Source organism: Mesorhizobium sp. M1142, assembly GCF_040318565.1.
Classification (GTDB): Bacteria; Pseudomonadota; Alphaproteobacteria; order Rhizobiales; family Rhizobiaceae; genus Mesorhizobium.
This window is the reverse complement of the sequence record NZ_JAMYMK010000029.1, coordinates 25,503-38,400: the sequence shown is the minus strand read 5'-3', so window position 1 is coordinate 38,400 and position 12,898 is coordinate 25,503. Positions and strand designations below refer to the sequence as shown.

General features: G+C 61.8%; 9 protein-coding genes and 2 pseudogenes. 7 read left to right on the top strand and 4 right to left on the bottom strand.

Features of this window, described 5'->3' with window-relative positions:
• Window positions 1-92: 92 nt before the first annotated feature.
• Both groL and groES read right to left on the bottom strand, forming a co-directional pair.
• Entirely contained in the window at window positions 93-1,748 is a 1,656-nt protein-coding gene (gene groL / locus NKH42_RS28905; RefSeq protein ID WP_352649698.1) for a chaperonin GroEL, read from the bottom strand.
• A gap of 62 nt (window positions 1,749-1,810) precedes the next feature.
• Window positions 1,811-2,107: a co-chaperone GroES gene (groES, locus tag NKH42_RS28900; protein ID WP_006203049.1), complete on the bottom strand. Its 297-nt coding sequence runs from the start codon at window positions 2,105-2,107 to the stop codon at window positions 1,811-1,813.
• 218 nt (window positions 2,108-2,325) lie between these two features.
• Between groES and NKH42_RS28895 the strand changes: the two genes are divergently transcribed.
• A complete protein-coding gene (locus NKH42_RS28895; RefSeq protein WP_352508884.1) occupies window positions 2,326-3,261 on the top strand; it encodes a bifunctional helix-turn-helix transcriptional regulator/GNAT family N-acetyltransferase in 936 nt (311 codons plus the stop codon).
• Between the two features lie 37 nt (window positions 3,262-3,298).
• On the opposite strand, the gene NKH42_RS28890 is transcribed toward NKH42_RS28895, so the two are convergent.
• Entirely contained in the window at window positions 3,299-4,687 is a 1,389-nt protein-coding gene (locus tag NKH42_RS28890; protein ID WP_352508885.1) for an FAD-binding oxidoreductase, read from the bottom strand.
• Window positions 4,688-4,829: 142 nt separating this feature from the next.
• Here NKH42_RS28890 and NKH42_RS28885 point away from each other — a divergent pair.
• The 6 genes and pseudogenes from NKH42_RS28885 to NKH42_RS28860 all read left to right on the top strand — a co-directional run.
• Window positions 4,830-4,967 (top strand): annotated as a pseudogene (locus NKH42_RS28885) (LysR family transcriptional regulator); the annotation flags it as partial.
• 77 nt (window positions 4,968-5,044) lie between these two features.
• Window positions 5,045-5,736: pseudogene (locus tag NKH42_RS28880) on the top strand (LysR substrate-binding domain-containing protein).
• 156 nt (window positions 5,737-5,892) lie between these two features.
• Window positions 5,893-6,372: a MarR family winged helix-turn-helix transcriptional regulator gene (locus NKH42_RS28875; RefSeq protein WP_352508907.1), complete on the top strand. Its 480-nt coding sequence runs from the start codon at window positions 5,893-5,895 to the stop codon at window positions 6,370-6,372.
• Window positions 6,369-7,547 carry an HlyD family secretion protein gene (locus tag NKH42_RS28870; protein WP_352753370.1) on the top strand — a complete coding sequence of 393 codons (1,179 nt, stop codon included), beginning with the start codon at window positions 6,369-6,371 and terminating at the stop codon, window positions 7,545-7,547. Before NKH42_RS28875 ends, NKH42_RS28870 begins: the two co-directional genes overlap by 4 nt.
• Before the next feature lie 304 nt (window positions 7,548-7,851).
• Window positions 7,852-9,387: a DHA2 family efflux MFS transporter permease subunit gene (locus tag NKH42_RS28865; RefSeq protein ID WP_352508887.1), complete on the top strand. Its 1,536-nt coding sequence runs from the start codon at window positions 7,852-7,854 to the stop codon at window positions 9,385-9,387.
• A gap of 170 nt (window positions 9,388-9,557) precedes the next feature.
• The gene (locus NKH42_RS28860) at window positions 9,558-12,242 is read left to right on the top strand and encodes an EAL domain-containing protein (RefSeq protein WP_352974684.1); all 2,685 of its coding nucleotides are present in this window, start codon (window positions 9,558-9,560) and stop codon (window positions 12,240-12,242) included.
• A 43-nt stretch (window positions 12,243-12,285) separates the two neighbouring features.
• On the opposite strand, the gene NKH42_RS28855 is transcribed toward NKH42_RS28860, so the two are convergent.
• On the bottom strand, window positions 12,286-12,801 hold the full coding sequence (locus tag NKH42_RS28855; protein ID WP_352508889.1) for a CAP domain-containing protein: 516 nt from the start codon (window positions 12,799-12,801) through the stop codon (window positions 12,286-12,288).
• Window positions 12,802-12,898: the final 97 nt, after the last annotated feature.

Genomic DNA, 12,898 nt, shown 5'->3' with positions numbered 1-12,898 from the left:
TGCTTTATGGACTTCTTAGAAGTCCATGCCGCCACTCAAGCCCGCTTGCGGGCTTGAGCAACGTGAGTTCATGGGCGTGCTTTATAGACTTCTTAGAAGTCCATGCCGCCCATGCCGCCCATGCCGCCGCCGCCCATGCCGCCAGGCATGCCGCCGCCAGCCGACTCCTTCTTCGGAGCCTCCGCGATCATGGCTTCGGTGGTGACCAGCAGGCCGGCGACCGAGGCCGCGTCCTGCAGAGCCGTGCGCACAACCTTGACCGGATCGACGATACCCATGGCGATCATGTCGCCATATTCGCCGGTCTGGGCGTTGTAGCCGAACGTCGCGCCCTTGTTCTCGAGGATCTTGCCGGCAACGATCGATGCTTCCGCACCGGCGTTGGACGCGATCTGGCGGGCCGGAGCCTGCAGCGCGCGACGCACGATAGCGATGCCCGCGGTCTGGTCGGAGTTGGCACCGGTTGCCTTGATGGTCAGCGAGGCGCGCAGCAGTGCGACGCCGCCGCCCGGAACGATGCCTTCTTCGACGGCCGCGCGGGTCGCGTTGAGGGCGTCATCGACGCGGTCCTTCTTTTCCTTGACTTCCACTTCGGTCGCACCGCCGACGCGGATCACGGCAACGCCGCCCGCCAGCTTGGCGAGACGTTCCTGCAGCTTCTCCTTGTCGTAGTCCGAGGTGGTCTCCTCGATCTGCTGCTTGATCTGGGCGACGCGGCCCTGGATCTCGGCCTTCTTGCCGGCGCCGTCGACGATGGTGGTGTTCTCCTTGGAGATCGACACCTTCTTGGCGCGGCCGAGCATGTTGAGGCCGACATTCTCGAGCTTGATGCCGAGGTCTTCGGAGATGACCTGGCCACCGGTGAGAATGGCGATGTCTTCCAGCATGGCCTTGCGGCGATCACCGAAGCCCGGCGCCTTGACGGCAGCGATCTTCAGGCCGCCACGCAGCTTGTTGACGACCAGCGTGGCAAGGGCCTCACCTTCGACGTCTTCGGAGATGATGACCAGCGGCTTCGAGGTCTGCACGACAGCCTCGAGGATCGGCAGCATGGCCTGCAGGTTGGAGAGCTTCTTCTCGTGGAGGAGGATGTAGGCGTCTTCCAGATCCGCAACCATCTTTTCGGCATTGGTGACGAAGTAGGGCGAGAGATAGCCGCGGTCGAACTGCATGCCTTCGACGACTTCGAGCTCCGTCTCGGCGGTCTTGGCCTCCTCGACGGTAATGACGCCCTCATTGCCGACCTTCTGCATCGCTTCAGCGATCATCGAACCGACCGAAGCATCGCCATTGCCGGCGATGGTGCCGACCTGGGCAACCTCTTCCGAGGTCTTGATCTTCTTGGCGTTCTTGATCAGCGTCGCGACGACGTCGGCGACGGCGAGGTCGATGCCGCGCTTGAGGTCCATCGGGTTCATGCCGGCGGCAACCGCCTTGTGGCCTTCCTGGACGATCGACTGCGCCAGAACGGTCGCGGTCGTGGTGCCGTCGCCGGCGATGTCGTTGGTCTTCGAAGCAACTTCGCGGACCATCTGCGCGCCCATGTTCTCGAACTTGTCTTCAAGCTCGATTTCCTTGGCGACGGTAACGCCGTCCTTGGTGATGCGCGGTGCGCCGAACGACTTGTCGATGACGACGTTGCGGCCCTTGGGGCCGAGCGTGACCTTCACCGCGTCGGCGAGGATGTTGACGCCGCGCAGCATGCGCTCACGAGCGTCGCGGGAGAATTTTACGTCTTTGGCAGCCATTTTCAGCTCCTGGCAGGGGCTTGGATTAAGCCCGAAGATTTAAATGAGGGTGAGGCCGATATTCAGCCGATGATGCCCATAATGTCGGATTCCTTCATGATCAGAAGGTCTTCGCCATTGAGCTTGACTTCGGTGCCCGACCACTTGCCGAACAGGATGCGGTCGCCGGCCTTGACGTCCAGCGGGACGAGCTTGCCGGCTTCGTCGCGGGCGCCGGAACCGACGGCGATGATCTCGCCTTCCTGCGGCTTTTCCTTAGCCGTATCGGGGATGATGATCCCGCCCGCGGTCTTGGATTCGGATTCGACCCGACGAACGACCACGCGGTCATGAAGCGGGCGGAACTTCGACTTTGCCATTTTTTATTCCTCGATGAGAATGGTGAGAACAGTTCCTCCGTCCGGCGGCGCCGGACATGTGGTTAGCACTCATCTTGGGGGAGTGCTAACGTGGCGCTGAAATAGGCTGGCAGCCCGCGCGAGTCAAGACGCCCGGTGACCATTCTCAGGACGATTGCTTCAAACGGATACTTGACTAAGTCAACTAAATGGCTGATCTTGCCGGGCAGGAGGATGCCATGACCATTCATCATCACCCAGGCAAGGAGCGGATCGACGCGGTGCGGGCCTTCAACCGCTTCTACACCCGCCAGATCGGGTTGCTCGAGGAAGGCTTGCTGAAAAGCGACTTCTCGCTGACCGAAGCCCGGGTGCTCTATGAGCTGGCGCATCGCGATGGCCTGACCGCCACCGAGCTTGCGCGCGATCTCGGCCTCGATGCCGGTTATCTCAGCCGGCTGCTGAAGAAGTTCGAGGAGCGTGATCTGGTCGAGCGCGCCACGATCGAGGCGGATGCGCGGCGCTCGTCGATCGCGCTGACCAAGGCCGGGCGGCAGGCCTTCGCGCCGCTGAACCAGGGTTCGCACGAACAGGTCGCGGCTTTGCTCGAACGGCTTTCGGCTGCCGAACAGGACAGGCTGGTCAGGGCCATGCAGACGGTGCAGCGTCTGCTGGGCGGAAGTGCCGAGCCCAAAGTTCCCTATATGCTGCGGTCTCTGCAAGTCGGCGACATCGGCTGGATCATCCATCGCCAGGGCCTGCTCTACGCGCAGGAATATGGCTGGGACGAAACCTATGAAGCGCTGGTCGCCGAAATCCTTGGTGCCTTCGTCAAATCCTTCGATCCGAAATGGGAACGCAGCTGGATCGCCGAGCGGGAAGGGGAGGTCGTCGGCTCGGTCTTCGTCGTGCGCCAGTCGGACGCGGTGGCGAAGTTGCGCCTGCTCTATGTCGAGCCTTCGGCGCGCGGTCTCGGCATCGGCAGGCGGCTGGTCGAGGAATGCATCGGCTTTGCTCGAACCAAGGGTTACAGGACACTGACGCTGTGGACCAACGACGTGCTCACCTCGGCGCGCCGCATCTACGAGGCGGCCGGGTTCAAGCTGACCGACGAGGAGCGCCACCATTCCTTCGGCAAGGACCTGGTCGGCCAGAACTGGAATTTGGAGTTATAGCAGCGCCGCAGAATTTCGAGCATCGGCCTGCGGTCGCTCAGGTCGCAGGCTTAATGTTTTGGTTCAAGCGAAAGAGATTGGTGGGGTCATACTTGTTTTTTAGCGCGGCCAGCCTCGGATAATTCTCGCGGTAAGCCGCCAGAACCCGATCAATGCCCTCTTCGCCGAGATTGTTGGCGTAGACGCCGCCGGTCGAGAACGGTCTCATTGCATCCCACAGGTCACGCGCCCATCGGATGTGCGTTTCGTCGTCAGACGGATTGTCCCAGATCGATATCGGGAAACAATCGTAAAGAGCATCTCGGTTGGCATAGGGCGTTTCATCCATCGGTACTCGCGAGATGGCGCCGCCAACCTGCTGCAGGACCAGAAGCGACTCGCGGGGTGCGGTCATGTAAGCCGCAAGCATGGCATCGATCGCCTGATCTGTGATTTCGCGCATGAACTGCGCCTTCCAGTAGTAGCGCCGCCCGCGCGGAAAGAGGCTATCCCCGGCCGATTGAATTTGAAGATAGGGGACAGGAGCAATCTGGCACTCAACCGGCGTGCCATATTCTCTCAGAGGTTGAATGATTTGCTGGCCCTCGTCGAGTGGGCCGATGTAGCACGCCGATATGCTGAAGAAGCGTTCGCCCGAGGGCGCCGTCACAAGTGCTGCATCCAGGCTCAGCTCATCCGGGGCGCCGCTCGAGAACGCATGATAGAACCGCATCGCATCGCGTGCCTCTTCGTAGCGGTATAGCATCGATCCCGCGATGAGGAGCGGACCCACGGGATGGAGCTTGTATTCGAAGGTCGTGACTATTCCGAAATTGCCGCCGCCGCCCCGGATGCCCCAGAACAAATCTGCATTTTCGGCCGCGTTTGCCGTGAGCAACCGGCCGTCCGCCGTCACGATTTCGACAGCGACAAGGTTGTCGCAGCTCAGTCCATGTTTGCGGCCAAGCTTGCCGAACCCGCCGCCGAGTGTCAGTCCGGCTATGCCGGTATCCGCGTTGACACCCATGGTCGTCGCGAGACCATGGGCCTGTGTGGCTGCGTCGAACTCGCCCAGGTTCAAGCCGGCTTCTGCGCGCGCAACACGGCGGATCGGGTCGACTTCGATCCGCTTCATGCGGGACACGTCGATCACCACGCCGCCGTCGCATACCGAACTGCCGGCGACGTTATGGCCACCGGCGCGGACGGCGACGAGGAAGCCTTGTGATCGGGCGAAGTTGACCGCCGCGACGACATCGCTGGATTCGGCGCAATAGAACACAGCCGCCGGCCTCTTATCGACCATGCCATTCCAAACTCTGCGCGCCTGGTCATAGCCAGGGTCGTCCGGAAGGATCAGATCGCCGCGGATCGCCTGCCTGAGCCGAGCGATATCTGGCGCATGCAACGTCGGCCCGGAACCATCCATAAGCTTGAACATGCTCATCGACCCTTCGCGATCCGGCACGGTTGGACAGGCCGCTTTCGTTCACCGACATGTGTCGGATCAATGATCTCATGCGGCGCCATTCGCTGCAAAATCGAATATCTCAGTCGCTGGATGAGCTAAATTCATCTAAACTGCGTGGATGAGAAAACTTCCGCCGCTCGGATCGCTTCGCGCCTTCGAAGCCGCTGCCAGGCTGATGAGCTTCAGGAAGGCCGCGACGGAACTCGGAGTGACGCCAACGGCCATCAGCCACCAGATTCGACTGCTGGAGGAGGTCTGTGGGCAACTGCTGTTCCGGCGGCGCCCACGACCGCTCGTGCTCACAGGCGTGGGCGAACGGCTATTCCCGGTAATTTGCAGCGGCTTCGACGCTTTCGCTGCGGCAATCGCATCAGCCTCGGCCGGTGTTGGCCAACGTCCGTTGCGCGTGCGAGCCCAAATGCATTTGCCAGCCGATGGCTGGTTCCGCGCCTGTCGAAGTGGCGCGAACAGCATCCGAACATTCCACTGGAGATCATCGGGACAGACGCCGTTCTGGACCTGCAAGCCGGTGACGCCGACGTTGCGATCCGCTATGCGCGCAGGATGCCGCGGGACGTTCCCGCGCAGGAAATTTTCGGGACGCATTCTTTCCGGTATGCAGCCCGGATCTGCTGGCAGGAGGACACCGACAGATCGAGCGCGCCGCCGATCTGCTGCAATACCCGCTCATCCATTTCAATTGGACGAACCGCGACCCGGAAGCGCCGACCTGGCAGCGATGGCTGGCGATCGCACGCTCGATCGATCCCAGCATCCCCAATGCCAACCGGCCATGGGACTTGAGTTTCCGCGAAGAGCTGCACGCGATTGACGCGGTAGCGGCAGGCCAAGGCATCGCTATCTGCAGCGATGTGGTCGTCAGTGGCGAACTCGAGGCTGGCAGGCTGGTCAAGGCACATGATCTCTCTCTGCCAGGCTATGGCTTTTACCTTGCTGGCGTAGCCAATCACCCCCGACAAGCGCATATCGAAGCCTTTTCCGCCTGGGTGAGATCGATAGTCTGAGCATCTGAACGCCGATCTTCCGCATGCTCGTCACAAGCGCCCGGCGTAATAAATTGCTAACCACGATCGCCCTGCACCGATTGCCATGCACACTTACCGGCTTCTGGCACAATCGGGCTCCTTGAATTATGAGCACGCTTATTATATATGTCGCTCATGGTTTCCGACGGCATCGACAGATTGGGCTTTTTGATCCACGACGTGCAGCGCCTGATGCGCAAGCGCTTCGAGGCGCGCGCCAGTGGTTTCGGCCTTTCTTCAGCGCAATGGCGGCTTCTGGTACGTGTCGCCAAGGAGGCGGGGGTCGCGCAGGCGCGGCTTGCCGAGCTTCTCGAAATCGAGCCGATCAGCGTCTCGCGTCTTGTCGATCGAATGGAGGAGGGCGGCTGGATCGAGCGCCGTCCCGACGCAACGGACAGGCGAGTGCGCATGATTTTCCCGACCGCCAAGGCGAACGCGGCCTATGCCCACGTCAAGAGCCTTGCCGGCGAGGTCTATGAGGAATCGCTCGTCGGCGTTTCGCCGGAAGATCGCCGCGTCCTGGTCAAGGCGCTGGAAACAATGGTGCAGAATCTTGCAGATGGTGAGACGCCGCCCTCGGAAAAAGTGAAGAATACGGAAGGCGCAGCAACATGAACGCGGTAGCCAAACTAGATGAGAATGCGGCCAAGCTGGAGATGGAAGCTCCCGCGAAGCCGGCGGCAGCTCCGGTGACGGTCGCTCCGCAGGTAGCTCCGGCGCCGGTGGTGCCGAAGAAGAAGCGCCGTGCCGGCCGCTTCCTTTTGATGTTTGTGCTGCCCGCTGCATTGATCGCCGGCGGCAGCTATGTCTGGGTGACCGGCGGCCGCTATCAGGAGACCGAGAACGCCAATCTGCAGCAGGCCAAGGTGTTGATAGCCGCCGATACGGCGGGCCGCATCGTTCAGGTCGACATTTTCGACAACCAGTCTGTCAAGCAGGGCGACGTGTTGTTCGCCATCGATCCCGAGCCCTATCGGATCGCGTTGGCCCAGGCCGACGCGGCGGTGGCCGGCGCGCGGCTCAATGTCGAGCAACTGCGTGCGGCCTACAGCCGGGCGCTGGCGCAGGAGAAGTCCGACGAAAGCCAGGTCCAGTACGCGCAGTCTCAATATGACCGCGCCGCCGACCTTGCCCAGAAGGGCATCAACGCCAAGTCGTCGCTGGACGAAGCCAAGAACGACCTCGACAAGGCCAAGCAGCAGCTGGCCGTAGCCCAGCAGGGGATCGTCAGCGCCAAGGCGGCACTTGGCGGCAATCCCGACATCGAAACCGACAAGCATCCGACGGTAATGGCGGCGCTCGCCGCACGCGACAAGGCGGCCTACGATCTGGTCCAGACCAAGGTCAAGGCGCCTGCCGACGGCATCATCAGCCAGGCCGCTTCGTTCAAGGTTGGCCAGTATGTCGGTTCGGGCACGCCGCTGTTTTCGCTGGTCGAGACAGGCGACACCTGGGTCGACGCCAATTTCAAGGAAACCCAGCTCACCAACATGAAGCCAGGCCAGAAGGCCGAAATCGTAGTCGATACCTATCCGGGCAAGACCTTCGAAGCCACCGTCAAGGCGATCGGCGCCGGCACCGGGGCCGAGTTCTCGCTGCTGCCTGCGCAGAACGCCACCGGCAACTGGGTCAAGGTCACACAGCGCATTCCGGTCCGCCTGGAATTGGCCGATGCCGACGCCAAGGCGGCGCTGCGCACCGGCATGAGCGCTACGGTCACGGTGGACACCGGCGTTTCCCGCGGGCTGCCGAGCATTTTCCGCGGCGCCACGGCAGGCGAGGCCAAGTAAGGAGGCCGAACAGCGGCCGCATAGCAAACAGTGAGATGGATGCAGGATTGGTCCGAAGGAGGCGCAGGAAAAGTTGAATGCGTAAACGGGCTGCGCTGTAACCTGCCTGAGCAGACAACTCCGCGCAGGATCTTCGGTTCTCAGGTTTCCGGGCGGCAGGCGCCCGCTTGTCGAGACGCTCAGTTGATGTAACCCCCACATCGATGCTCGCGTCCCACCGCGATGAGGGTCTCTCTACGGCGAGGGCCTCGCCGTCCGGAAACCCAATGTACACGTTTTTGTTACCTGCTGGAAGTTTTACGTCATGAGCAGCCCAGAACCCTTTCGCGAAGTACCGCAGCGCGGCCTGATCACAGTCGCGCTCATGCTTGCGACGATCATGCAGGCGCTCGACACGACGATCGCCAACGTTGCGCTGCCGACCATGACCGGCGATCTCGGCGCCTCCCCCGACAACATCAACTGGGTGCTGACCTCCTACATCGTTGCCGCGGCGATCATGACGCCGGTGACCGGCTGGCTTGCCGACCGCTTCGGTCGCAAGGAGCTGTTCCTGACGGCCGTGGTCGGCTTCACCGTCTTCTCCATGCTGTGCGGCATCGCCTGGAGCCTGGAGACCATCGTTTTGTTCCGGCTCATGCAAGGCGTGTTCGGCGCCGCCATCGTGCCGCTGTCGCAGACCTTCCTGCTCGACATCAACCCTAGGGAACGCCACGGCCAAGCCATGGCCATCTGGGGCGCCGGCATCATGCTGGGACCGATCCTTGGCCCGACGCTGGGTGGCTGGCTGACCGAGAACTTCAACTGGCGCTGGGTGTTCTTCATCAACCTGCCGGTCGGCATCATCGCCTTCCTCGGCATGGCGGCGTATCTTCCCAGCGTCGCCCGGCGGGTGCGCAGCTTCGATTTCTTCGGCTTCACCATGCTCTCGCTCGGTGTCGGCGCGCTGCAGCTGATGCTCGATCGCGGCGGCGAGGTCGACTGGTTTTCCTCGATCGAGATATGGATCGAGCTCGGTCTTTCCATCACCGGCTTCTGGGTGTTCACCATTCACACATTGACGGCGGAGCACCCCTTTATCGACCCGAAGATCTTCCTCGATCGCAATTTCGTCACCGGGCTGGCGTTCATCTTTGTCATGGGCGTGCTCATCTTGGCGAGCATGTCGCTGCTGCCGCCAATGCTGTCGACCATCTTCGGCTATCCGACCCTCACCATCGGCATTGTCCTGGGACCGCGCGGTGTCGGCACGATGATCGCGATGCTGTTCGTCGGGCGGATCATGCACAGGATCGATGCCAGGATCCTCGTCGTCATCGGCTTCCTGCTGACCGCGCAATCGCTCTACACGATGTCCAGCTTCTCGCCGCAGATGGACGACTGGCTGATCCTCAGTTCCGGCGTCATCCAGGGCCTGGGAATGGGCATGGTGTTCGTGCCGCTGTCGACTGTAGCCTTCGCCACGCTCGACGCACGCTTCCGCACCGATGCCACGGCGTTGTTCAGCCTGGTGCGCAACCTTGGCTCGTCGATCGGCGTGTCGGTGGTGACGGTTTTGCTGGTACGCAACACGCAGATCAACCATGCCGAGCTTTCGGCCTACATCAATCCGTTCAATCCCAACCTCTGGGCGGCATCGCCGGCAGCGGCGGGCGGCGATCCGACGGCGCTGTCGCTGATGGATCGCATGGTCAATGTACAGGCGATGATGATCTCCTACGTCAATGACTTCAAGCTGCTGATGATGATGACGCTGCTTGCCATTCCGTTTGTTTTCCTGCTGCGCAAGCCAAAGGCCGCGCCGCCCGCCGGTGGGGCGCCTGCCGCGCATATGGACTAAGCCTCAGGGCTTACGGCAACCGCGACCGGCTCGAGGTTTCCGTTGGCTGTCCCGGTCGCGTCGCGTTGAGCCAGGTTCACCTGCCATTAGTATATCCGGACCAATATGCACTCGCTTTTGGGTTGAAGGCGAGCCTCCATTGCTTGCCTCAAGCATCAGCGGGAGGAATTGTGTTTGGCCACGAAATCATCCAGGCAAACCGCCGCAGCGCCCGAGTCCGCCAATCTGACGACGCTGGCAAAACTGGCGACTACCTCGTACGAAGTCCTCCCCTTCGCGCCACGATTGCGGCGCTTCAGGACCAGGCACTGCGGTTCCAGACCGCGATAGAGAACATCTCGCAAGGCATCTGTTTCTTTGACGCCGATGAACGGCTGATCCTGTGCAACCGACGCTACGCGGAAATCTATCGCCTTGCACCGGAGCAATTGCAGCCGGGTGTGGCGCTGCGCGAAATCGTCGAGCGGCGCGTCGCTGTCGGGACCTCGGCAATGAATGCGGACGCCTATCTGGGGTTGGCCCGGGCAGTCAATTCGGGCACGGCTTCGGGGAACTGGACAGCCGAGCTCGCCGATGGCCGGACAATTCAGGTCTGCCATCAACCGATGCCTGACGGCGGCTGGGTGGCCACGCACGAGGACATCAGCGAGCTCAGCGCCAATCGCTTGGTCGTTGACGAGCGTATCTCCTTGCAGACGCTGATCGACCTGGTGCCTGACTACATGTGGGTGAAGGACACCGAGAGCCGCTTCGTCGTCGCGAACCGAGCCATTGCGTCCGACAGCGGTCGGGACAGTACGAGCGACATGATCGGTCTGAGCGACTTCGACCTTCATGCGCCGGAACTTGCGCAGAAATTTCGCTTCATCGAGCAGCAACTGATGCGCGACGGACAACCGATGATCGACGAGGAAGAGTTCGTCATCGATGCGTCAGGCACCGGCAAATGGTTCCTGTCGACGAAACTGCCGTTGCGCAACGTTCAAAACAACATTTTCGGCCTCGTCGGCATTGCCCGCGACATCACTGCGCGCAAGCAGGCCGAAATCCTGCGCGACGGGCAGGCGCATATCCTCGAGATGATCGCAAAGAGCGCTCCCCTCGAAGATGTGCTCGAGCGGCTCATGCGTCTGGTCGAATCCCAACTGGCGGGGATATTCGGTTCGGTCTTGCTGCTCGACAAGGATGGCAGCCACTTGCGTCACGCCGCCGCGCCCAGCCTGGCGAGAGACTACACCGACGCCGTCGACGGCGCCGCGGTCGGCCCCGGAGCAGGGTCTTGCGGAACCGCAGTCTATCGGCGCGAGCCGGTGATCGTCGCTGACATCATGCGCGATCCGCTTTGGCAGGATTATCGCGAACTCGCGCGGCCGCACGGTTTGCGTTCATGCTGGTCGACCCCGATCCTGTCGCATCAGGGCGCCGTGCTTGGCGTCTTTGCGATGTATTCGATGACGGTGCGCGAACCGACCGAGGCCGAGACTCGCCTCATCGATTTCACCACGCGCATCGCCGGGATCGCCATCGAACGCAAACAGGCCGAAGACCGGATCCACTTCATGGCCAACCATGACGTGCTGACCGGGCTTCCCAATCGCGCCTTGTTGGAGGATCGGCTTTCACAGGCGGTCTTGTACGCCCAGCGATACGATCGCTGGGTGACGGTGGTGTTCATCGATCTGGACAATTTCAAATTCGTCAACGACACGCTCGGCCACAATGCCGGCGACGAGCTTCTGAAGACCGTCGCTAGTCGCATGGTCGACTGCGTAAGGGCGACCGATACCGTCGTGCGGCTTGGCGGTGACGAATTTGTCATCGTGCTGTTCGACCAGCCGGCGAACGTTGATCTCGTTTCCGAGACGTTGCAAAAGCTCAGGGCTGCACTTGCCGAGCCGGTTCGGCTCGGAGCACATCTGGTGCGGGCGACGGCCAGCATCGGCATTGCCAATTATCCCAAGGATGGAACGGATCCCGATACGCTGCTGGCAAATGCCGATGCGGCCATGTATCGCGCCAAGGAGTTCGGCCGCGACAATTTCCAGTTTTACGCTCCCGAGTTCAACACCAGGGCGCATGAAAAATTCGTGCTTCAGGAAGAGTTGCGAAACGCCTTGGCGCGTTCGGAATTCACGCTGCTCTACCAGCCGCAGGTGGACCTTCGGTCAGGTCGGATTTTTGCGGTCGAGGCGCTGATACGCTGGAACCATCCAACGCTTGGCACGGTAATGCCGACGATGTTCATCCCGACCGCCGAGGAGACAGGTCTGATCGTACCGATCGGCGACTGGGTTCTGCATGAGGCGTGCCGGCAGAACAAAGCCTGGCAAGACGCGGGACTGCCGCCCTTGACCGTTTGCGTGAACGTGTCGGCGCGGCAATTCAGGGAGCGCAACCTGATCGATCGCATCGTCAGCGCGCTGAAGGACAGCGGCCTGGAGGCCAGGTATCTCGAGCTGGAGGTGACCGAGAGCCTTATCATGCAGGATATCGAGCTGGCGGTCGCCACCATGAACGCCCTGCAAAGCCTGGGTGTCCAGATCTCGATCGATGATTTCGGCACCGGCTATTCCAGCCTCAGCGCACTCAAGACCTTTCCCGTGGCGCGGCTGAAGATCGACAAGTCCTTTATCAAGGATCTCGCCGCCGACGAGAACGATCAGGCCGTGGCCAGCGCGGTGATTTCATTGGGGCAAAATCTCAACCTGAGGGTCATCGCCGAGGGCGTTGAGACAGATGATCAGGTTGCTTTCCTGCGCAGGAACAATTGCGACGAAATGCAGGGCTATCATTTCAGCAGGCCGGTTTGCGCGCAGGACATCGAGGAATTGCTCGGCGGCGGCCGCAAAGACTGACGAATCGGTCGTCAGCAGGCTTCCGCCGACCAAATGGCGGAAGTTATCTGCCGAGCACAAGGCACCAGTAGCGAAGCGTGCTGTCGCGGCCGTCGCGCACGTAAGCGAGACCGAAGCGGGTGAAGCGCGGGTCGAGCATGTTGCGGCGGTGGCCTGGCGAATGCACCCAGATATCAAACAGCTTCTGCTGGTCGAAGCGGCCTTCGGCGATGTTTTCGGCGGCAGCGCCGGCAATGCCATTGTCTTTGACGCGCGAGGCAAAGTCCTTGCCCCAGCCGGTGGTGTGGTTCATTCGGCCGCCGCGCGCCATATAGCCGGCCTGCTGCAGCGCTGCCTGCTCGAGCTGCGCATCGGGGACAAGCGGCCCGAGACCCGCCGAAGCGCGGATGCCGGCCAGCGTGCCAGCGGCGGAGGCAGAGACACCGGCGCCTTCGCCGGTGGGCAGCACGGTGGCGCAGGCGACGAGCCCGGCAAGGGCGCCAAGGCCGGCAGCTCTGAGCAGCACGCGCCTGCTTAGGCTTGGTTGGGCCCCATAATTTTCGATTTTCGTAACGGTCATGCCCGCCTGACATAAGCGCGATCATGGCTTTTGCCGGGCGGGGCGGTGAAAATGCGTGATGATGGTTTCCGGCTCGATACCAGTCAGGCACGGACAG

Excerpts from the sequence above, each read along its gene's own strand:
- NKH42_RS28895 (WP_352508884.1), top strand. The coding sequence starts at position 2,326 with ATGACCATTCATCATCACCCAGGCAAGGAGCGGATCGACGCGGTGCGG.
- NKH42_RS28855 (WP_352508889.1), bottom strand. The coding sequence starts at position 12,801 with ATGACCGTTACGAAAATCGAAAATTATGGGGCCCAACCAAGCCTAAGC.
- NKH42_RS28890 (WP_352508885.1), bottom strand. The coding sequence starts at position 4,687 with ATGAGCATGTTCAAGCTTATGGATGGTTCCGGGCCGACGTTGCATGCG.
- NKH42_RS28875 (WP_352508907.1), top strand. The coding sequence starts at position 5,893 with ATGGTTTCCGACGGCATCGACAGATTGGGCTTTTTGATCCACGACGTG.
- groES (WP_006203049.1), bottom strand. The coding sequence starts at position 2,107 with ATGGCAAAGTCGAAGTTCCGCCCGCTTCATGACCGCGTGGTCGTTCGT.
- NKH42_RS28870 (WP_352753370.1), top strand. The coding sequence starts at position 6,369 with ATGAACGCGGTAGCCAAACTAGATGAGAATGCGGCCAAGCTGGAGATG.
- groL (WP_352649698.1), bottom strand. The coding sequence starts at position 1,748 with ATGGCTGCCAAAGACGTAAAATTCTCCCGCGACGCTCGTGAGCGCATG.
- NKH42_RS28865 (WP_352508887.1), top strand. The coding sequence starts at position 7,852 with ATGAGCAGCCCAGAACCCTTTCGCGAAGTACCGCAGCGCGGCCTGATC.